Source organism: Leptospira harrisiae, from assembly GCF_002811945.1.
Lineage (GTDB): Bacteria > Spirochaetota > Leptospiria > Leptospirales > Leptospiraceae > Leptospira_A > Leptospira_A harrisiae.
This window is the reverse complement of the sequence record NZ_NPDX01000001.1, coordinates 501,624-523,806: the sequence shown is the minus strand read 5'-3', so window position 1 is coordinate 523,806 and position 22,183 is coordinate 501,624. Positions and strand designations below refer to the sequence as shown.

Here is a 22,183-nt window from a genome sequence, read left to right as displayed (position 1 = left end):
CATAACAATTCATGGCAGAAAGTTTCAACTACCAATCCATAGTGGAGAGTTTTGACGAATTCCTAATCTACCTAGATCCTTTTTTAGAAATTCAATTTTCACGCACTTCCCCTAATCTCTATCTGCCACCTGATTCCATTTCGACAGGAAAACATATCAATGACCTTCATATCACTCCAAGAGATGCGCTGATCCTTACTAACCTTTGCCAAGAAACTTTAGCAAGAAGAACGCCATTCCAATTTACAACAACCCTTCTCGGAAATCCGTTTCGGATCTCAGGTCGATATTTGGAATCCAAAAACATTCCTGGTGTGATCCTTCGCGGCGAACCAAATTTTAGCATTGAAAATGTGATTTTGGATAGTGGTCCCTATGTTATCTTCCGATTTAAATTTGATACGGAATTTTTAACAACTTATGTATCTCCCAATGTTTCGCTAAATCTGGGTTACCAAACAGGTGACTTCAAAAAGGGGATGTTAAAACCCGACGACCTAATTCATCCAGAAGACAGAGACATTGCCATTCAAGAAGAAAAGGATTACATAAAAAATAAATCACGCACATACCAAAGGGAGTTTCGGTTTCTAAAACAAGATGGTATATATATTTATGTTTCTGTTTATAGTGTTGTTAGTTATTTTAATTCCATACCCACTGAAAAAATTTCTTATCTTATAGATATTACAGAAAGAAAAGACAAAGAACTAGAAATCCTGAAACAAAGGGATGAACTCTCACGGATCAAACTTTTATTTGAAGAGACCAATGCCGCTGCCAATGTCGGTGCTTGGGAAGTTGATTTACTAAACAATTCTTTGTTTTGGGCTAAGGAAACGAAAAGAATTCACGAAGTTCCAGATGATTATATCCCCGAATTAAAGGAAGCATTTGACTTTTATCCCCAAGAAGCCCATAAGCAAACCTTAATAGATTTATTTAGCAAAGCAGTAACAAAAGGCACTTCATATGATTTGGTATTGCAAATAAAAACGAAAACTGGAAAACTTAAATGGGCCAGAGCCATCGGACATTCTGTTTTTAAAGACGGAAAATGCATTCGAGTTTTTGGAAGTTTTCAAGACATCACAAGAAGCGTCAATTTAGATATTCAAAGAGAAGATGCCCTCTCGAAATTAGAAACCATTTTAGATGCAACAACGCATGTAACAATCATCGGTGCAGATACAACAGGAATCATTACACATTTCAATAAAGGTGCCGAATACCATCTACAATACGATGCGGAAGAAGTTGTTGGTAAAACCACTCCGGCAATTTTCCATAGACCAGAAGAAATCCAAGTTCGTTCTGCAGTTTTATCACGTGAATTCGGAATTCCAATTTCTGGATTTGATACATTTGTTCACAAAGCAAAGTTAGGTGAATTTGAATCTCATGAATGGACATACGTTCGCAAAGACAAAACTGAATTTCCTGTCCAACTTGTAGTCACTGCCACCAAAAACAAAAACGGAGAAATCACAGGGTATCTTGGGATTGGAATTGATATTTCCGCACACAAAGCCACCGAAGAAGCGTTACGTGCTAGTGAAAGTCGTTGGCAATTTGCTCTCGAAGGTTCAGGAGATGGAATTTGGGATTGGAATTCCCAAACAAACAAAGTATTCTTTTCCAACCAATGGAAAAATATGTTAGGTTATTCGGAAGATGAAATTGGTTCTGATATATCCGAATGGGAATCCAGGGTCCACCCCGAAGACAAACCAAATTATTTTGCTGACCTAGACAAACACTTTGAAGGAAAATCTACGGTTTATGTCAATGAACACAGAATGTTGTGCAAAGACGGATCCTACAAATGGATTTTAGACCGTGGCAAAGTCATTGAATGGACAGAAGACGGAAAACCTCTCCGGATGATTGGAACTCATACCGACATCACCGAACGGAAGGTACTTGAAAAAGCTCTCATCGTTGCGAGAGAAAATGCAGAAAAAGCTTCTCAAGCAAAGTCGGACTTTCTTGCCAATATGAGCCATGAAATTAGGACTCCACTGAATGGTGTGATTGGGTTCTCTGACCTTCTGATGCGGACAGAACTTAACCAGGTTCAAAAAAAATACATGGAAACAGTTTATCTTTCTGCAAGTTCCTTACTTGATTTAATCAACGATATATTAGATTTTTCTAAAATTGAATCTGGGAAAATGGAACTTTATAAGGAAAGAGTCAATATTTATGATTTACTCCACCAAATTGCTGAGATCGTAAAACATAAAGCATACGAAAAAGGTTTAGAACTCATTCTAAACATTTCCCCAAAAGTTCCCAGAAACATATTTGTAGATTCATTGAGATTACGACAAATTCTATTGAATTTGATTGGCAACGCTTTGAAGTTCACTTTAAAAGGGGAAATCCAAATTAAAATCTCTGCGGAACCTAAAGAGAATAATGAATATGAATTTCTTTTTGAAGTCATTGATACGGGAATTGGAATTAGCCCAGAAAATAGCGACAAAATCTTTGAAGTGTTTTCACAAGCGGATACATCCACAACGAGACAGTTCGGCGGAACAGGTCTTGGGCTTTCTATCTCTAGTAAATTATTAAACCTCTTTGACTCTAAGATGCAATTAGAATCAGAAAGAGACAAAGGTTCTCGTTTTTATTTCAAATTCACAACCCTTGCTGATAATGAAAGAAATACGGAACCAGAACTTAATGAAATCAAATCCGTAATGGTCTTAGATGACAACGAAACAAACTTATTTGTCATTCATGAAATGTTGTCATATAAAGGAATTCGTGTGGATGGATTTCGATCCCCAAAAGAAGCTCTTGAAGTTATTGGTTCGGGAACATCTTATGATGTGATTATATCCGATTTCAACATGCCTGAAATGAATGGTTTGGATTTTATTGAAAATCTTCTGGAAACAATAAAATCCAATAAATTTAAAAAACCATACTTATCTCTTCACACATCTTCCAATGATGAAAGTATCTATAAACGTTGTAAAGAACTCGGAATACAATCCATTCTATTAAAACCAATCCAAACAAACATATTATATGAAAGTTTGGAAAAACTGGTTTCAGGAAAGAATCAGGAAGTGGTCACACCAAATTATGAGCCTGTCCACCCCATCCAAACCAACGAAAAAATTAAGATCATGATCGTAGAAGACAATCCTGTGAACATGATGTTAACCAAAGCCATTGTGCAAAAATCTTTACCTGGAACCATCATCATCGAAGCGGAAAACGGAATTTTAGCTGTTGAAAATTTTATCCAAACAGAACCACAACTAGTTTTTATGGATGTACAAATGCCAGAAATGAATGGTTACGATGCTACTAAGGCAATTCGTAAATTGGAAAATGGAAAATTGGTTCCTATCATTGCACTCACCGCCGGCACTCTGTCAGGTGAGGAAGAAAGATGTTTGGATTGTGGAATGAATGATTATATTTCAAAGCCCGTCGTTTTAAAAACAATTTCTGAAAAAATGAAACATTGGCTACAAATCCAATAACCCGCAATTCTACTGGACGAATTGTACAATATACCACACAAAATTTAATTCTATTTTAAGACCGATCCTCGTTTCTCGTATTCGTTCATAAGAACAGATTCAACCATCAATGCACCATTTCCGAAAAAGAGGTCATTTATGGCAGAACATACCCAACATGCTTTGGGAGATTTAGCCGCACGCCAACTGGCAAATACGGTAAAAACAAATGCACAATATGGTGCAATTACTCCACGTTTTTTAGTTAGGTTACTCGATTGGAAACCTTTAGAGGCAGGGGTACTTCGAGTCAACCGCGTTAAATCCAATACACAAGTAGATGTATTATGCGGACAAAAAGGGGAACAAGAACTTCCTGAAACATTTGTCAATTATGAAGAAAAACCTCGCGAATACACTCTTAGCTTAATATCTACAATCCTTGATGTACAAACTAGAGTTTCAGATTTATATAGTTCCCCACATGAACAAATCAATGAACAACTTCGTTTGGCGATTGAAAGTGTAAAAGAAAAACAAGAACTAGAACTCATCAATAACGAAGACTATGGACTTCTAAAAAATGTTCCAGCCCACCAAAGGATTAGTACAAGAAAAGGACCTCCTACGCCTGATGATTTGGATGATCTCATCACAAAAGTTTGGAAAGAACCTTCTTTCTTTTTAGCACACCCGCTTGCCATTGCTGCCTTTGGACGTGAATGTACAAGACGAGGAGTTCCACCGGCCACAGTAACTCTGTTTGGTGCACAGTTTCTCACTTGGAGAGGACTACCTCTCATTCCGACCGACAAACTTCTAGTCAATGGAGAAACCAATCCAAAATCCGCAGTGGGAACTTCGAACATCTTACTTCTGAGAGTGGGTGAAAAAAAACAAGGGGTTGTAGGATTATACCAATCCAACTTACCAGGGGAACAAACACCCGGGCTCTCTGTTCGTTTTATGGGGATCAACCGTTCTGCCATTGGTTCTTATTTGATTTCTCTCTACTGCTCTGCAGCCATACTTACTGACGATGCGATTGCGGCACTCGACAATGTAGATGTGGGAAATTATTATGAATACAAATGATCCGAGTTTTTTAAATCTAAATTCGGACTCATTCCCAAATGTTTCTTCAACTCAGTTTCCTGATGAAAAAACACTGGAAAAAATGGCAAAGGAAATGTTTGGTGTTTTGCAATCGTTTGGTGGTAATCACGTTTCCACCGCGGGTTTTCCATCAAATGACTTACCTTCGCAAAATTTACCAAAAGAGTCCTTACCTTATTTAGAAGACTTAAAATTAACGGATACAGGTTTTTCCTATTCTGATTTTTTGTCCTTTCCAAGTATCAACACACCGCAGTCAGGTGGTGGAAATCTAGCATCCGCAAGGAGAGATTTTCCTATTTTGACGGAAACGGTGAATGGGAAACCTTTGGTATGGCTCGACAATGCAGCGACCACACAAAAGCCAACTTCGGTGATAGAAAGATTATCTCAGTTTTACCTCCATGAGAATTCGAATATTCACCGTGCGGCCCATACTTTGGCTGCACGGTCCACCGATGCTTATGAAAAGGCAAGGTCTCTCGTCCAAAACTTTATCGGTGCAGGAAGTGTAGAAGAAATTGTTTTTGTGAGAGGAACCACGGAGGGAATCAATCTCCTTTCCAATATCGTCTCCGACAAACACATCCAAGCTGGAGACGATATTCTCATCACTCATTTGGAACACCATGCGAACATAGTTCCTTGGCAAATGGTCTGTGCCAAAAAAGGGGCCAAGTTACGAGTGGCACCAGTGGATGATTCAGGACAGATCATTCTCAGTGAATACGAACGTCTGTTAAACTCTAAAACAAAAATCGTATCCATCACTCAAGTTTCCAATGCACTCGGAACTGTAGTTCCTGTAGAGGAGATGACAAGGTCGGCTCATAAAGTGGGAGCTCTTGTGATAGTGGATGGGGCTCAGTCCGTTTCTCATATGCCAGTGAATGTACAAGAGATTGATTGTGACTTCTTTGTGTTTAGTGGTCACAAACTTTTTGCTCCGACCGGGATCGGTGTGGTTTATGGAAAAAAAGCCATCCTAGATAGTTTGCCTCCTTGGCAAGGTGGTGGGAATATGATTCAAGATGTCAACTTTGATCATACCACTTTCCAAGAAGCTCCATTTCGATTTGAAGCGGGAACCGGTAACATCGCCGATGCGGTAGGACTTGGAGCAGCGATCGAATACCTGAACCAATTTGGAATGAAACAGATTTCAGCCTTCGAACATGATTTATTGGAATATGGCACCAAAGAATTGTTAAAGGTTCCGGGTCTACGTTTGATTGGAACATCCAAAGACAAAGCCGGTGTGTTATCCTTTGTCATTGATGGATTCAAAACAGAAGCGATTGGAAAAAAACTAGCAGAAGAAGGAATTGCTGTGCGTGCAGGACACCACTGTGCCCAACCAATTTTAAGAAGATTTGGATTGGAATCTACTGTGAGACCATCACTTGCTTTTTACAATTCTTGTGAAGACATTGATGCACTCATCCGAGTGTTGTACAGGTTAGGAAGCAAAAATCGGATTGGGATTTAGTGATTTGATTCTAGTTCAAATGGTGAAATCCAAACCTTGGATTTCATTCGAACTTCTGACTCGCACTTCAGATTTCTGATACACAACCGAATAAGGGGGAATGCTTTGAGTGATCCAAGCATTCCCCCCGATGATGGATTGTTTGCCGATGACAGTTTCGCCGCCAAGGATTGTGGCTCCTGCATAAATCACCACACCCTCTTCGATCGTCGGATGTCGTTTCTGTTTCGCCAAAGACTTGTTTACTGAAAGAGCTCCGAGAGTCACACCTTGGTAAATCTTTACATTGTCTGCAATACGCGTGGTTTCACCGATAACAATTCCTGTCCCATGGTCCATAAAAAATGCCCTACCAATTTCTGCACCAGGATGGATGTCAATGCCTGTTGCTTCATGTGCCACACCAGATAAAAGTTTTGGAAAGATAGGAAGTGAAGATTTAAAAAAATAATTAGCCACTCTGTGAACAGCTCCTGCGTAAAACCCCGAATAGGCGAGAATCACTTCATGAATACTCTCTGCAGCAGGATCTCCTAAAAAAGCAGCTTCGGCATCTTCCCACATCCATTGGTACAATCCAGGAAGTTTGGCAATGAAGTTGTGTAAAATATCATCTAATGCAACGATTCGACCAAGTTCTTTATCCGCATATGTTGCATAAGGTTCTAGTAAATTTTTCCAACGAATTCGAAAGAGTTCCAACTGATCCGTAATTTGATCTTTGGAAGTAAAATTACGTTCGGAATGGTATCCTGAAAATAAAACTGAAAACAATTCTTCCAAAAACCGGTTGGCAACTTGTTTGCCACCCACAACAGATTCGGGAATGGATTGCCGACTGAGAATCGAATTATAAAATTCATCTTGTCCGTTCGATAACATATGACCCAGTAAGTCTTTGAATGAAAAAGCAGAGAATGCGAAAAAACGTATTCCCTTAAAAACCAGTGCAAAGCAGGTAAATTAGATGTACAATCATGACAAAATATTGAATACGATTGTCCGAATGGGCCTCATTCCATCTCATGGACATTGTGCTAGTCTCCGTATCCAAACTTTCCAAAACCATCGGCGAAAAAAAACTTTTTTCAAATCTTGACTTCTCAATCAGCGAAGGAGAAAAACTCGCCATTGTCGGGATCAATGGATCGGGTAAGTCCACATTACTCCGCGCCCTTCTTGGGAAAGAAGAAACAGACTCCGGACAAATCATCAAAAACAATAATCTTAAAATTTCTATCCTCGACCAAAACCCAATCTTTGATCCCAAAGAAACCATTCTTGATCATATTTACAAGGGTGATAACAAACTAGTCAAAACCATCCGCCAGTATGAAGATATTTGCGAACGAATGAGCGAAGGGGAAGAAGGACTTGATGATGCATTTACAAATGCCTCACAAGAGATGGACAGACTTTCTGCTTGGGATTACGAACAACAAATTAAGTCCATATTAAAAGAGTTAGGTGTCGAAAGACTAGAAAGAAAGATGTCTGAGTTGTCTGGGGGGATGTTAAAAAAAGTAGAACTTGCGAAGTCTCTCATTGATGAAAGTAATTTACTGATTTTGGATGAACCAACAAATCACTTGGATGTAAAATCCATTTTATGGTTAGAAGATTATTTGGCGGGACTCGATAAGGCAATTTTACTCATCACTCACGATCGTTATTTTTTAGATCGGATTGTTACTAAAATTTTAGAACTGGATCGCGGTAGCCACTTTCTCTATGAAGGAAACTACTCTATTTATTTAGAACGAAAAGTAGAAAGAGAAGAAACTCTCCAAAAACAAGAAGATAAAATCAAACAGTTTTTAAAACAAGAAGTGAAGTGGTTGAAACGCCAACCAAAAGCACGCTCCACAAAACAAAAAGCAAGGATTGATCGTGCGAGTGATCTCCAAAACAGAGAAAAACGCGAAATTCAAAAAGATCTAGAGCTGAGTGTGGCCGCCAAACGCCAAGGGAAAACCATTTTAGAAATTCATAATTTGAAAAAAGGAATCGCAGATAAATTACTCATAAACGATTTCACTTATACTTTTAAAGCTAAAGAAAGACTCGGAATCATTGGTCCCAATGGAATTGGGAAGTCGACACTTCTTAATTTAATCTCAGGTCGCATTACGCCTGATAGTGGATTTATCAAACCAGGAATGAACACAAAAGTTGGATACTTTGACCAAACCAGTTCCGAACTCCCACTAGAGAGAAATGTACTCGATTATATCAAAGATGTGGCCGGTGAAATGATAGAAACCGAATCAGGTGAAAAAATTTCCGCCTCAAAAATGTTAGAACGTTTTCTTTTTGATGGGAAATTACAATACACTCCCATCGCCAAACTTTCTGGAGGCGAAAGACGACGCCTTTTCCTTGTTCAGATCCTGATGACTGGCCCAAACTTTCTCATCTTAGATGAACCAACAAACGATTTGGACATCCAAACACTTTCAGTATTGGAATCTTTTTTAGATGAATTTCCAGGAACTGTTGTAATCGTATCTCACGATCGTTATTTTTTAGACCGCACTGCGGAGAGCCTACTAATCTTTCGTAAAGAAGGAAAACTCGACCATTACATTGGAACCTTTTCTTCCTTTTTGGAAAATGATTCTTTAGAATTAGAAAACGAACAAAGTTCCCAAAAACCAAAAGAAGTTCTGCAAACGACAGTAGTTTCGGACAAACCACAAAAATCCAAACAAGACCAAAAGAAACTTTCCAAATTAGAATCTGAGATTGCGAAACTTGAATCATCTAAACTAGAATTAGAAAAGAAATTGAGTACATTCGCAAATGATCATACAGAACTTCAGAAAATATCTGAAGAAATCCAAAAGATAGAAACGGAAATTCTTTACAAAATGGAGGAATGGGAAATGCTTCAATCCGAATGAAGACAGTCCTATATACAAGAATTTTTATTTGGACACCCATCATCTTTATTGGGTACTTCATCTCAGCACAAATTGGTTTTAAAATTGCCTTCTTAAATAGCCAAGTTTCACCCGTTTGGCCACCAGAAGGAGTGGGTCTTGCTTCTCTTTTGCTCCTTGGGCCTGTCGCTTTGCCTGGAATTTATTTAGGAGCAACCCTTGCCAATTTTTTTAACAACCCTCATTTACCAACGGCATTCCTGATTGGTATCGGAAATACCCTTAGCAGTTATATCAACTACCGGATCATCAAACGAGTCACAGAAAAAAGTGATCCGATTTATTCCACAAAGGATTTAATATATTTCTTAAGCATAGGTACTTTTCCTGGTTCATTTGTAAGCACCATTTTAGGTGTCACAAGTTTATGGTATTGGGATTTTTTATCTTCTGAACTTTATTTCAATGTATTCTTTACTTGGTTTTCGGGAGAGATGCTCGGTTTTCTCATCGTTGCTCCTTTACTTTATGTTTGGTTCCATCCCAAAGCAAAATTAAAATTGGAACTACGTAAACAAATCGAACTTTTAGTTTGGATCGTTTTAGTTTATATTTCTGGATCCATTGCCTTTAGTGATGAATGGCCCCTACTCTTTTTGCCCATCCCCTTTGTCATTGTGACAAGCATTCGGTTTCGTCAATTTGGAGCCACGCTCTCCACAGTTGTCCTCGCCTTTACTGCTGTTACACTGACCATCGAAGGAAAAGGTGTATTTGCGAGAAAAGATGCAAGTGGACTTTCCATCAATGATTCCCTAATTTTTTTAGATGCATTTTTGTTTTGTATCAGTGGGATTGCTTATTTTCTAGTTACCGCCACGAGAGAAAGAGAAAGAGCACAACTTGCTTCTTTGAGGTCCTTACAGTTCTTAAATGAATTAAAAGAAAAGGCCAATGAAGAATTGGAACAGAAAGTTTTAGAAAGAACTGCTGTGATTGAAGAACAAAGAACGGAAATTGACAAACAATTGGATATGGCAAAACGCATCCAAGAGTCTCTCTTCCCTCAAAAAGAAATTACACCTCAAGGTGTGGAAATCCTATTTAAAAATATCCCCATGATGAAAGTAGGCGGGGATTTGTATGATATAGTTTGGAAACCAGAAAGACAAGAGTTAGGTGTTTTTATCTGCGATGTTTCTGGACATGGAATTCCTGCTGCCCTATTAAGTGCACTTGTCAAAACTTCACTGGAAAAATGGAAACAAGATCCTTTGGATTTAAAAGATAATTTAGAATCCATTCGCCACCAACTCATTCCGAATCTACGGGAACATTTTGTCACAGCAAGCCTACTCCATCTTCACACTGGTTCGGGGAATCTCACGTTTGCAAGAGCTGGGCATTTTCCACTTTTTATCATTCGTAAATCGGGTGCTCTTGTTAGTTTGAAACCAATGGGAAGAATCATTACGCCAATTTTTGATATCCTTGCAGAAGAAGAAAGATTCCAATTGGAAACAGGAGATTTGATTGTCATGCTCACAGATGGACTCACCGAAGCAAGAGAACCAGAGTCATTCCAAATGTTTGGAGAGGAAAGGCTTCTCCATTTAATTCGCGATATGCGAAGCCATCCTCTCCTCGAAATCCGAGACCAAGTTTTCCAGTCAGTCATCCAACTTTCTGGTGGAATTGCAGCCATCCAAGATGATTTGACACTTGGACTCATACGTTATTCTGGTAGTGCTAACGAAAAAACCAAAGTTTGATTTTGTTTTTATTCAGGCACTACTTTTGTCTCCTTTGCTAATTCGTTTGGTAAGGCTAAGTAAATCTCATCAATGGCTTCTTGGAATCCGTTTAAGTACAAAGTCGAAACTAGACTAGGTTCGTTTGTTAAATTCCCATTATTTCTCATTTGAAAAAGAAAAGGAAAAGGGATATACCAAGGGCTCATATAACTAGTTCCAGAAATTGTGCTTACTTTTTCCGACAATAAACTGTTCTTATAAAACAACTTTACCTTAACTTCCTGAATGATCTTTTGTTTACAAGGAATCATACAATAAGTTATCAATTGAATCATTTGACTAAATCTTCCTTCTTCCCAATCACTGTGTGGCCGGTTGGCCGTAACAAAAAAAACATAATCCGTTTTTACATCTGTTAGTTGAAAATTCTTATCATCGATATTATGAACATAAATATCCTTCCAACGGTAACGCGAATGTCCAATTTCCTTTTGTTTTTTGGCAAAATACTCGTTGATTGGCTCACCAAACAAAGGATCCATTTCTATCCAACCCGTATGCTGTTTACTAAAATAAATACGGTTTTGATTCAAGATGGTGATGGAGTCAGAGATTTTTGTTTTTGAAGATTCTTTAGAATATGGTTTAAGATTTCTATCGACATCGGCAAAGGAACAGTGATAAAGGAAAATGAAAAGGTATACATAGGTAAATTTCACTAATCAGTCAGTCCTTGGTCTGAGGCGTTTCTAAAAATTCGTCAATACAAGGAAGGAGAATTTCTGCTCTTTCCGGTAAGATAATTGGATTCATCGGATACATTCTCTGTTCTACAGGTAAAAGACTCACACATCCGACAGAAAAAAATGTGGAGACCATAACGATAAAGCCAAGTAAGGAAAACCTACTAAACGGAAACTTCTGATCCTTCGGACAAAGTGTACTGTTTTTTAATTTTCTGTCCGAAGAATTTTGTTTTAGAATTAGATATCCCAAGATCTATAATCTCCACTTCCCGGGACTGCCAACATTATGGTACCTTCCTGCAGGGACATGGAAGGGGTTATGGCCACCACCATGAGATCTAGGTATTTGAAACTGATTTCCTCCACCATTGTATGGATAATTTACACCATAACCTCCTCTCGACCCATTGTAGGGGTAAGGATACTGGCTGTAGTTATTCCCGTTCTGGCTTGGATGCCTTGTATAATAAGAGTCGTGGACAAGATCTGGAGTGATACAACCTCCTCCAAACAGTGTCAAACTACTCACAAACAAAAAAGAAAGAATACACCTAACAAAACGTTTGTGGTGCATCTTCTCAATGGATTCAAAATTGATTCGGTTCATCATGACTTCATTATAGGAGTCTGGAACCATTTCTCCAATGGAGGGTTTCCGCATTTGCGGAAAACACCTATGCCAAACTTTGGAGTTCCTATCCGATTTTTTGACAAAGGTTTAAAATATTATGTCACTAAGCGCCCTTGATGTGGAGGAGGCGTTAGCCGTCCGAAGGACCGAAGCGAATGCGAAAGTCCGGAACAAGCAAGGAAAGGCGCCCTAATTCGTTCTTGTTTCCCTCCTTATAGTTAAAAATGATGGAGAAATAAGTTAAATTTTCCGCAGGAAGTGTGCCCATCCATGGCAAATATCTATTACGACGACAGTTGCGATCTAAATCTCCTTAAAGGTAAAACCATTGCAGTGATTGGCTACGGAAGCCAAGGTCACGCACAAGCTCAAAACATGAAAGATTCTGGTTTGAAAGTCATTATTGGACTTCGCGACGGATCTAAATCAATCAAAGAAGCCAAAGAAGCTGGATTCGAAGTGTACAATGTTGCGGAAGCTGCAAAAAAAGCAGACATCATCCAAATCCTTGCTCCTGATACAATCCAAGCTGACATGTATAAGGCGGAGATTGAACCAAACCTTAGCGAAGGGAAGGCTCTTGTATTCTCTCATGGATTTAACATCCATTACGATCTCATCACTCCTCCTAAAAACGTAGACGTGTATATGGTAGCTCCGAAAGGCCCAGGACACTTGGTTCGCCGTGTTTACACAGAAGGTGGTGGAGTTCCTTGTTTAATCGCTATCTACCAAGATGCAACTGGCCAAGCAAAAGCTCGTGCCCTTGCTCATGCAAGTGGAGTGGGCGGAGGAAGAGCTGGAATTTTAGAAACATCTTTCCGTGAAGAAACAGAAACTGACCTTTTCGGGGAACAAGTAGTTCTTTGTGGTGGTGTTGCAAACCTCATCATGAGTGGATTCGAAACACTAACAGAAGCAGGTTACGATCCTGAAATCGCTTACTTCGAATGTTTACATGAAGTGAAACTCATCACTGATTTGATTTACGAAGGTGGCCTTGCTCGTATGCGTTATTCAATCTCTGATACTGCAGAGTATGGAGATTATATCAGCGGACCACGTATCATTGATGCTGGTGTGAAAGCTCGTATGAAAGACGTTCTCACTGATATCCAAAAAGATAAAGGTGCAGCGTTCGCTAAACGTTGGATGGCGGATACAAAAGCTGGATACCCAGAATACAAAAAACTCAAAGAAAAAAATGCAGCCCACCCTATCGAAGCAGTAGGAACGAAACTACGTTCGATGATGAAGTGGCTTGCGAAGTAATTGTTAAGGTAACTAAAGTTTTAGTCTAAAGAAAGGAAGAAGGGATTTTATATGAAAGTAACACAAAAGATAGTACTCGCAGCACCTGCACGAACTCCTTTTGCTCAAATTGGAAAGGCACTCTCGCAGTACTCTGGTCACCACCTTGGTAAAATCGTTGGTGAAGAAGTAATGAAACGCAGTGGTTTGAAACCTACTGATATTGACGGTGTAATCGTGGGAGAAGGTTTTTCTAACGCACCAAACTCTGCACGTGTGATTGCAAACTTACTTGGACTTCCTATGGAAATTCCTTGCCTTACTGTTGCAAACAACTGTGTATCTGGTTTGGAAGCAGTTGCGGAAGCCACTCGCCGTATTTCCCTTGGTGAAGGAAAAGTTTTCCTCGTCATTGGGGAAGAGTCGCAAACTTCTATGCCTTTTGTTGTAAAAAATGCGCGTCTTAACAAAAAAACAAACAGCTTAGACTCTCTTGTAAAACTTCTTCCAAACGACCTTCCTGAAGGTGTGGAACTTCGTGATACACTCGAAGACGGACTTGGCGATGGCGAAACTTCTTTCGGTATGCAAGTAACGGCAGAAATTCTCGCACAAAACTACGCACTTCCACGCGAAACACAAGACAAAGTAGCTTACGAATCTTTCAAACGTGCCTTTGATGCCACTCAAGAAGGTCGTTACAAACCATATATTATGGAAGTGAAAGACGATGAAGGGAACATGTTACAAGCTGACGAAGCAGTTCTTCTTCGTGAAGGTCTTGTAAAAAACCCTACTCGTATGGGTCGTGCAATGTTACTCTTTGACAACCCACAAATGAAATTTGACCAGTTCAAAGAAAAATACAGCAAATACTTAAAGAAATCTCATGGACCAACTCTTTCTATCTTCAATGCAAGCCCACGTTCTGATGGAGCGGCTGGTATCATTGTAGCTTCTGAAGAGGCGGCTAAAAAATTAGGTCTGACTGCAAAAGCTTATGTTAATGGTTTTAACATGCGTGGTGTGGATCCAAACCTTATGGGTCTTGGACAAGCAGAAGCAACGATTGCTCTTCTTGGTGAAACTGGTGATAAAATCGAAAACATCGACATCATCGAAATCCACGAAGCTTTTGCTGCAACAGCTGTAGCGGCTCTTGAAGAAATCAAATCTAGAACTGGTCTTGACTGGGAAAAGAAATTTGATGAGAAAAAAATCAACCCGAACGGTGGATCTATCTCCATTGGACACCCGTTTGGTGCTACTGGTGTGAGACTCCTTCACAACGCTATCATGGACTTTGAAGAAAACAAAGACGTGAAAAAAGTGTTAGTGACTGCATGTGCGCACGGTGGGATCGCAGGATCTATGATCGTAGAAAGAGCTTAAATAGCGAATTTAAGTTTCGAATTAAGTTTCGTTCGAAAGATCGATGAAAAAGCCAAGGGTAACCTTGGCTTTTTTGTTTTTGGCGTAGGACCTTTTTTCAGAAGCGGACTTTGGAAAAGATGAACTTATTGGAAAAGAATTTTTAGTTTTGCGAAAGGGATTTGTAAGTAAGGAAAGGATGTGATAGAGAGGACGTATTGGGTGGCGGGTCTAGTTCCCCACCCTAATCAGGGCGGGGATACAAGATTCACATCCTACCCCCAAACCGCGCAAGCATCGGAACAAGACCCTCTTTTGTCTGGCCCGCTGTATCGTATCCAGGAAAAATTTTAAACAGTTTCAAATAAAAATGTTTTTCAATACGTTTGTTGCCGTTCGTTGTTTTTTCAAAGACATCCTTGGTAAACAAATGAAATTCAAAATAACCTGAATGAAACTTTCCATCAGCAGAAATTCGATTCCCAATTCGAAAACGTAATGGATTATTTGAATCTAAAGATTCGAAACAAGGTTCATCCCCAAAAGAAAGTGTTTTTGTAATATGAATTTTATCGCGGATCCCCATTTCCACAAATTCCTTTGCACCAGGAAGTTGCAACAGAACCTTTCCCTCTCGTCGAAACTCTAAACTATAAGATAAAATTTCTAAATTAGAGATATCAACTGAATTTATATCAATCGTTAGGTGATGATCGAGAATCTCAGTCGATCGAGTAATCACACTCCCTTCCCTTTGTCCGATGGTAATGATTTTACTTACGTTTAATGGAACTACATATTTGAAAATGACTCCAGGGTCAGGTAAGTCTTTTCCGAACACAGTCATGGCTGTATGGATTGGGGTTTGGGTGATCGTATGAATGTCTGCAATGTTAAGTTCATTTGCATTTGATCGATTCTGATTTGATGTAGTATTAATTTCTTTTAATGAAGATTTTGATTTAAATGTTTCTAACGATTTTAACTTAGCAATCGTCAGCCTTTGCATGACAGTGACTAGGACAAGTACGGCAACCAACAAAACAAGTACAAATACCCAGGTTTCATAGGTATTCATCTTCTCTTCTAACATACGTATTTGTTCCATAGAATACGGTTTTAACACTTGTGCGAGTATCATTCACTATCCTTTGAGAGAAAAAGCCTACAATTTGATTGTCGACCTATCTCCTTAAGAAAAATACCATTCCTTTTGAAAAGAGATCGACTCAAGGGACTCTGTTCCCTATTTTTTCCACTATGTCGGGTTACAAATTTTTACTCTACATTCTAATAATTTTTTTTGTTTTTCCCATCTATCCTGAAAATCACTGGGATCAATATATACATGAAAAAAAAATCAATTCCACCTATCATATATTTGGTGATAACGTCAATATTAGAGATTCTAACAACATAAATGCAAAAGTTTTAAAAAAACTTTCAATTGGTGATTCTGTCAAAATTCTCACAAAAACGAACCAAATTTTGGAACAGAATTCAGTGAAAGAATACTGGTATGAAGTCCAATCTGGAAAAGATATTGGATATGTTTGGGGAGGATTACTCTCGGACTATTCTTTTGAATGGAATGACAAAATTATATTGTGTCGAAACTTAGGCATTCAATTAGGAAAACTCGAATTAAAATTAATACAAAACAACCAATTATTAGCCAATGGTACTTGGACTGTGGGACCGATTAGCAATGAAGGTTGGGACCACAACATCTACCAACCATCATCTTTTTCACCGAGCCCTGTAGCAGTGTTTGGCTTAAGGTATTTTATATTCTCTGAAATAGAATACGGATATACAAACGAACAAATATTTACAATAGACAAAGATTCAAAATTTGTTTCACAATTTTCTTGGAACCCTGGTGCTTGTGATCCTCCTTCATGTGCGGAATCTTGGCTTGTTTTTCCAAACGAAAATTTAATTGCAGATAAAAAAATCAATCGCAAGGTTACAAAAGGCAAACCCAATACAATCATCGAACTAACTCATAGTTTTGAAATCGATGACGAAAGTTCTCATGAGTACTACCAATCCGAATACAATTGGAATGGAACTATTTTTCAAAAAAAGGAAAATCAATAAACCAATGAATAAAATAATTTGCTTATTTACAATTTTAGTTTTTACTATTCCTGCCTTTGCTTGGAACAACCACGCTGGGATCACATATTTAATTCTCAAGGATCACTGGAAGGCAGGCCAAACCCCGAAGGTAAAAGTTGAATCTTTAAAATCATTTTTATCAAAAGAAAAATCTAAAATCCAAGAATCATTAGACAACTCTGAAGAATGGGCTTTGAAGCGACTTCCACACCTAACTTCAACAGATAAAAGTTTAAAATTTTCGAAAACAACAAAGGACTCTGATCTTGTTGTTAGTTTTTACAAAGCACTTCGAGTCAACCCAAACCACAAAGCAGCCTTATACATCCAATCTGTCCCAAAAAGGGGTGGATCCAAACTTCCGCTGGATCAGCTAACAACACTAAACGAAAAAGGAAAACTAGTGTTTGAAACCTTTCTATCATTACAAGAGGGACAAACAATTGGTGCAGATGAAGTTCTAGTTTCTGCCACTGACGAACCAGACTATGATTTAGATCTATATTTATTTGAAGATAGTGGAAGTGAAGTTGGCAAAGTGTATGGATTCGGAAGCCAGCCATTTGGTAATCCGGCCGTTGAGTTTTCATCTCAAGCTCCTTTCCATATGGGTTTTTATTATGAACCAGGGATCATTTTTGCACTTGCGGGTTTTTTGAAACGAACTTATCCAGAATACCGAATTCACCAATTTACTGAACTTTCAAATTTAGCATTTCGGACAGGACATCCATATTGGGGGTATCGCTTTGCTGGATGGGCATTACATTACATTCAAGACCTAACGCAACCTTACCATTCCTCAGTGTTACCTAGAGTCAGTGCGGCAAAACAAATTGGCGTACAACTTGTATCTATTGTTGGATACCAATCACCAAAAAACGATATGATTAGTTTTGTTTCCGGAAGACATACACTCATCGAAGAATACCAATACTATTTAATCAAAAACTTAATTGAAACAAAAAACTGGAGCCATCCCGTAGCAAGTTCCATCACTGAATTTTCAAATGAAAATATTGTCCAATGGCCAGGTGTGGAATTCGTAAGGGAAAATGTATGTCGAGAAGCATACCTAGCTGGGGAACCAACAGATGAACAATTGGAGAATTTAGAAATTCCAACATACGAAACTCTTTATGAACCAAACCATCCCATTCATAAAATTCTTGGAACCCTTCTTCACAACACTTCCAAACATACAAGAGCATACTTAAATGCTTTGAAAATTAACTAGTCAAAGTCATCGGCGGCAAATCTTTCAAGAAGTTCCAAAGGCACAATCTCTAACGCTCGTTTGTGGGTAGATTCCAAAAATACATTGGGAGCTACCCCATTACGATAAGCTTCCAACCATCTGGAAGCGCAGAGACACCAACGTTCCCCAGGTTTCACTCCAGGAAAAGCATATTGTGGCCAAGGTGTAATGAGATCATTTCCACTTTGTTTTTGAGATTCTAAAAATTCTTCAGTAGCAAGAACACAAACAGTATGTGAACCGATGTCATCATCGGAAGTATTACAACATCCATCTCGGAAAAAACCAGTGAGAGGTTGAGTGGAACACGGAACGAGAGGTCCACCTAGCACATTTAACGATTCATCCATTTCCATAGGAATTTCAAACTAGGATAAGCAATGGAATCTGGGAAGATGTTTCTGCAATCATGAGAGAAAAAAGATGGGGGTTTGCACCCCCAGTAGAACGACCAAAAGGTCTTGGAAAGCCTATGGCCAATATACTATACATATATTTACTTGTCAAGCGATTACGCATTGACTTCAAAAAAAAGAATCTTTTTTTCTTCGCCGTTGATCCGCACCCGCATCTTCCAGCGACCTATAAATTCCTTGTTTTTTGGAATCAAAAAAAAACGACTATCTGAATCCAAATAATTTTGGGTTTTCCATTTATGGTAAAAAGGTTCTACGGAATTATTATCCTTTGTGATATTAATTTCAATTTCTTGGTTCTTCGGTTTTGCAAATTCAAATTGAATCGCGTAGTTTTCGCCCAATCGAAAGGAAGATTCTCCACAGCGAATTTTTTCACCACGCACATTGAATTTACACAAACGGATGTCCTCATCCAAAATATCTCCCCGAAGAGGTTCTTCTCCAGGTTTTGGATGCCAATATAAGTAAAACTGAGATAACGTTTCTCGTTCTGAATTTTGAGTTTTGAATACAGTAGGAATAGTTGTGACTTCCAATTGGCGAGTGGGTTTGTGAACTTCAAAATGTAAATGTGGACCTTGCGTAAAACCAGTGTTACCTGAATAACCGATCATTTGGCCAGCCTCTACAAAATTACCAACCTTTACTAAAACTCCGTCCTTCATTAAGTGGGCATAATTTCCCAAAGTACCATCATCATGCAAAATAATAATATAATTTGCTTTAGTTAATAAATCTTTTCGGACTCCACCTTCACTAAACTTAGATACCACTGCAACTACTTGGCCTTTTCTTGCTGCTAAAATGGGAGTTCCAACTGGCAAAATAAAATCAACAGAGTATTTCAAATTTCCAATATGGGAAAATTCACCGTTATAGGCTTGGGCGACACGAGAACGAATTCCTACAGGAAATGGCAATAGATACGTCACCGAATCATCATGTATACTTTCCCGATCACCAAACATTACGTGAACAGCAAAGGATGTGAATGTAGGTTTTGTATTATCTTCTAAAACAAATTTAGAAACAAAAACCGACTCGCTTCCTTTTAAAACTAAATATTGTGGAAAAGTATGCGTTGGTTTAAAATTTTTTACTGTGACGTTGACCATCACAGAATTGACGGGATATATCTCTGGGTTTCGGTTTTTGATATATAAATCAAATCCATTCTCAAAATCTTTTACAATAAAACAGACATATTCGGAAATACAATTGTCAGTGTCTGTCGGCTCAGCAACTAAATCAAAACTGAGAAATGAAATAAATAAAATAAAAACTAAAAAACAATTTTTCACATTACACCCGTTATCTGAAACTGCATTTCTTTTTGAATTACTCCGTCTATTGAGATTACCGCCGTCCAATCACCTTCTAATGATTCTAAAGGATCTTCCAATTGGACATCCAAAAAGGTATCCCACCATTCAGGATTTGTCTCCCAATTATACAATTTAGAAATAGTCGTACCATTTTTACGAACGGAAATTTGTATCTTGTAACGAGATGGTTTTAAAAGAGGAACATAAAAGTAAAGTGGAGAACCTTTGGTAAATGTTGTGGTTGAACATCCCAATTTTTCCAAGTTTTGAACCGAATCACAAATTTGGATTTCCTCTGTATCGGAAACGGTTTTGACCACTGGTTCCACCGGTTCCCTCCTCCAATGGAGTTGTCCTTCCGCAAGAGCTTCCGAATCGGAAGATTCTGTTCGAAATTTTGTCGGAATGGTTTTTTTTCTTAAATGGGGAGTTGGTTTATAAACTTCAAAATGAAGGTGGGGTCCATCGCTAAATCCAGTGCTACCTGCGTAACCAATGGGTGATCCAGATACAACTCGTTGCCCACGTTTAACAAGAACACCCATATAACGTAAGTGTGCATATTGCCCAATCGTTCCATCGTCATGAAGTATTTTTACATAATTAGCTGAATGAATGTATTTGATTTCAAATCCACCTTCGTTATTTTTTTGTTCAGTATCAATGACAATTCCATCCCTGGCTGCAGTGATCAAATCTCCTTCCTTCAATCCAAAATCAATTGAATAACGGTTGTCACCCTGATGACTTTTTGTGCCCTTATATCCTTGGTAAACTCGGACCTTCATTCCTTTGTCAAAAGGTAAATCGTAAACTGTTTTAGGGTTATGATGAACTGAAAAATTACCTAGAATCCATTTGTATTTAATTTGATAGACCCAACGTTTGTTTGGTTTCTTTACAGTAAGTCGGAAAAGTTTTTTCCTTTTGGATCCCTGAATGACTGTCACAAGTGGAAGTTTGATATTACTTTTCATATTCTTAGAAATTGCATTCACCGATAAAGTTGTAGCTGTTTCCTTGATTGCGATTTTATTCTGAAAGAATATGTCCACCCCTGTTTTGTCCTGAACATAAATAACACAAAGTCTGTCCATGGAACAGAACTCCGAATGATCTTTGGCAATCAAAATTCCCAAGGGAGAAATTAAAAATAGAATGAATATGCCAAATCTCATAAAACAGGGATCATATTAACGAAAGGAAGCACTTAAGACAATCTATTTTCCGTTATAAAAACTTGATTGCCTTATGATTTCTTTTCAGTAACCCTCGACACATGAGTTCAACCTTATATACTTTTCCAATCTCACATTTTTCTGAAAAAGCAAGGTGGGGATTAGACCTTGCCCATTATCCTTATGAACTAAAACCATTGGTTCCAGGGCAACACATCCAAACCCTAAAGCCACTTGTAAATGATTTGTATGTGCCAGTTTTAGAAACAGATTCAGGCGTGATTCAAGGTTCAGGCAATATTATTGATTTAGTGGAAGAAAAGGCATTTGGCCATAAAGCTTCACCAGAAGAAAAACTGATGGAGGAAAAGATCGATTCACATATTGGGAAAAGTTTACAAACCTTATTGTATCACTTCATACTAGATTATCCAGAAATCGTAGGAAAATTGTTTTTATTAACCCCAAGTAAAGTAAGTGAACCAGTGGGACCACCAGAACATTTTGAATTGATTGCTCTCTCTCTCAAAAGAAGATATAAAATCACACCTAAAAACTTAGAAGTTGTAAAACAATTGTTAGATGAATGTTCTAAAGAATTAATCGAAATTTACAAAACTCGAAAATTCTTTAACGGAACTTCCTTCGGAAGAGTGGATCTTACCATGGCAAGTCTTATGGGAATGTTAGCTGAACCAAAGGACTCACCTGCCTATCCTTGGTTTGCTTCTGTTCAAATGCCGGAGTCGTTTCTCACTTGGCGTAAAGAATTAGGGTTTGAATTGATATTCGATAGAATCGGAGAGTTCTATAAAGAATTCCGAATCCAATCCAAATAGTCAGGATTCCCAGAAACTATTGGCCATACCACAATGCAGGGAGTATCATAAGAATGTAATTCTTTGATCCTATGCGTTAATTGATTTAACTTATCCTTTGTTGTTTTGAATAAACATACAATTTCAGAAGACTCTTCAATTTTGCCTTTCCAAATGTAAACAGAATCCATACCTTTGATGGTATTGGCACAAGCCGCAAGTCGTTCGCTGACAACTTGATTGGTTATTTTTTTTGCTTCTTCTTCTGTGGAAAAAGTAACGTAGACTGTGCAGAATTCCCATGACTCATTCATAAATTTTATTTCCTACTTGATC

Annotated in this window: 18 protein-coding genes; 10 read left to right on the top strand and 8 right to left on the bottom strand. The window is 38.3% G+C overall.

The window, feature by feature from the left end:
• The first annotated feature begins 11 nt into the window (after nt 1-11).
• From CH364_RS02475 to CH364_RS02465, 3 genes are all read left to right on the top strand, one after another.
• On the top strand, nt 12-3,506 hold the full coding sequence (locus CH364_RS02475; RefSeq protein ID WP_100787835.1) for a PAS domain-containing protein: 3,495 nt from the start codon (nt 12-14) through the stop codon (nt 3,504-3,506).
• A 138-nt stretch (nt 3,507-3,644) separates the two neighbouring features.
• On the top strand, nt 3,645-4,580 hold the full coding sequence (locus CH364_RS02470) for a family 2A encapsulin nanocompartment shell protein (RefSeq protein WP_100742062.1): 936 nt from the start codon (nt 3,645-3,647) through the stop codon (nt 4,578-4,580).
• Entirely contained in the window at nt 4,567-6,090 is a 1,524-nt protein-coding gene (locus CH364_RS02465) for a family 2A encapsulin nanocompartment cargo protein cysteine desulfurase (protein ID WP_100742061.1), read from the top strand. The genes CH364_RS02470 and CH364_RS02465 overlap by 14 nt, the downstream gene beginning before the upstream one ends.
• A gap of 15 nt (nt 6,091-6,105) precedes the next feature.
• Here CH364_RS02465 and epsC read toward each other — a convergent pair whose 3' ends face one another.
• Entirely contained in the window at nt 6,106-6,972 is an 867-nt protein-coding gene (epsC, locus tag CH364_RS02460) for a serine O-acetyltransferase EpsC (RefSeq protein ID WP_100742060.1), read from the bottom strand.
• Nucleotides 6,973-7,115: 143 nt separating this feature from the next.
• Between epsC and CH364_RS02455 the strand changes: the two genes are divergently transcribed.
• Together CH364_RS02455 and CH364_RS02450 are read left to right on the top strand one after the other, a co-directional pair.
• Complete coding sequence (locus CH364_RS02455) at nt 7,116-8,993, top strand: ABC-F family ATP-binding cassette domain-containing protein (RefSeq protein WP_100742059.1); 1,878 nt, start codon at nt 7,116-7,118, stop codon at nt 8,991-8,993.
• Complete coding sequence (locus CH364_RS02450; protein ID WP_100743351.1) at nt 8,990-10,744, top strand: PP2C family protein-serine/threonine phosphatase; 1,755 nt, start codon at nt 8,990-8,992, stop codon at nt 10,742-10,744. Before CH364_RS02455 ends, CH364_RS02450 begins: the two co-directional genes overlap by 4 nt.
• A gap of 8 nt (nt 10,745-10,752) precedes the next feature.
• Here CH364_RS02450 and CH364_RS02445 read toward each other — a convergent pair whose 3' ends face one another.
• Together CH364_RS02445 and CH364_RS02435 are read right to left on the bottom strand one after the other, a co-directional pair.
• A complete protein-coding gene (locus CH364_RS02445; RefSeq protein WP_100742058.1) occupies nt 10,753-11,445 on the bottom strand; it encodes a hypothetical protein in 693 nt (230 codons plus the stop codon).
• A gap of 280 nt (nt 11,446-11,725) precedes the next feature.
• Nucleotides 11,726-12,133 (bottom strand): hypothetical protein, encoded by a 408-nt coding sequence (locus tag CH364_RS02435; protein WP_100742056.1) that lies wholly within the window; start codon nt 12,131-12,133, stop codon nt 11,726-11,728.
• A 240-nt stretch (nt 12,134-12,373) separates the two neighbouring features.
• Between CH364_RS02435 and ilvC the strand changes: the two genes are divergently transcribed.
• Nucleotides 12,374-13,375, top strand: a complete 1,002-nt coding sequence (gene ilvC, locus CH364_RS02430; protein WP_100742055.1) for a ketol-acid reductoisomerase — start codon at nt 12,374-12,376, stop codon at nt 13,373-13,375.
• Nucleotides 13,376-13,426: 51 nt separating this feature from the next.
• On the top strand, nt 13,427-14,746 hold the full coding sequence (locus CH364_RS02425; RefSeq protein WP_100742054.1) for a thiolase family protein: 1,320 nt from the start codon (nt 13,427-13,429) through the stop codon (nt 14,744-14,746).
• A 247-nt stretch (nt 14,747-14,993) separates the two neighbouring features.
• Here CH364_RS02425 and CH364_RS02420 read toward each other — a convergent pair whose 3' ends face one another.
• Nucleotides 14,994-15,866, bottom strand: a complete 873-nt coding sequence (locus tag CH364_RS02420) for a hypothetical protein (RefSeq protein ID WP_100742025.1) — start codon at nt 15,864-15,866, stop codon at nt 14,994-14,996.
• A gap of 35 nt (nt 15,867-15,901) precedes the next feature.
• On the opposite strand from CH364_RS02420, the gene CH364_RS02415 reads away from it, so the two are divergent.
• Together CH364_RS02415 and CH364_RS02410 are read left to right on the top strand one after the other, a co-directional pair.
• A complete protein-coding gene (locus tag CH364_RS02415) occupies nt 15,902-16,828 on the top strand; it encodes an SH3 domain-containing protein (RefSeq protein WP_243401210.1) in 927 nt (308 codons plus the stop codon).
• A 4-nt stretch (nt 16,829-16,832) separates the two neighbouring features.
• Entirely contained in the window at nt 16,833-18,086 is a 1,254-nt protein-coding gene (locus CH364_RS02410) for a phospholipase C/P1 nuclease family protein (protein WP_100743350.1), read from the top strand.
• Here CH364_RS02410 and CH364_RS02405 read toward each other — a convergent pair.
• The 3 genes from CH364_RS02405 to CH364_RS02395 all read right to left on the bottom strand — a co-directional run bounded on the left by CH364_RS02405 (nt 18,083) and on the right by CH364_RS02395 (nt 21,029).
• Nucleotides 18,083-18,463 carry a DUF2237 family protein gene (locus tag CH364_RS02405; protein WP_100742023.1) on the bottom strand — a complete coding sequence of 127 codons (381 nt, stop codon included), beginning with the start codon at nt 18,461-18,463 and terminating at the stop codon, nt 18,083-18,085. The genes CH364_RS02410 and CH364_RS02405 overlap by 4 nt on opposite strands.
• Nucleotides 18,464-18,618: 155 nt before the next feature.
• A complete protein-coding gene (locus tag CH364_RS02400) occupies nt 18,619-19,827 on the bottom strand; it encodes a M23 family metallopeptidase (RefSeq protein WP_100742022.1) in 1,209 nt (402 codons plus the stop codon).
• Nucleotides 19,824-21,029: a M23 family metallopeptidase gene (locus CH364_RS02395; RefSeq protein WP_100742021.1), complete on the bottom strand. Its 1,206-nt coding sequence runs from the start codon at nt 21,027-21,029 to the stop codon at nt 19,824-19,826. Before CH364_RS02395 ends, CH364_RS02400 begins: the two co-directional genes overlap by 4 nt.
• A 101-nt stretch (nt 21,030-21,130) precedes the next feature.
• Here CH364_RS02395 and CH364_RS02390 point away from each other — a divergent pair, with 101 nt between their 5' ends.
• On the top strand, nt 21,131-21,868 hold the full coding sequence (locus CH364_RS02390; RefSeq protein ID WP_100742020.1) for a glutathione S-transferase family protein: 738 nt from the start codon (nt 21,131-21,133) through the stop codon (nt 21,866-21,868).
• Here CH364_RS02390 and cutA read toward each other — a convergent pair.
• Nucleotides 21,838-22,161, bottom strand: a complete 324-nt coding sequence (gene cutA / locus CH364_RS02385; RefSeq protein WP_100742019.1) for a divalent-cation tolerance protein CutA — start codon at nt 22,159-22,161, stop codon at nt 21,838-21,840. The two genes, CH364_RS02390 and cutA, sit on opposite strands and share 31 nt — an antisense overlap.
• Nucleotides 22,162-22,183: the final 22 nt, after the last annotated feature.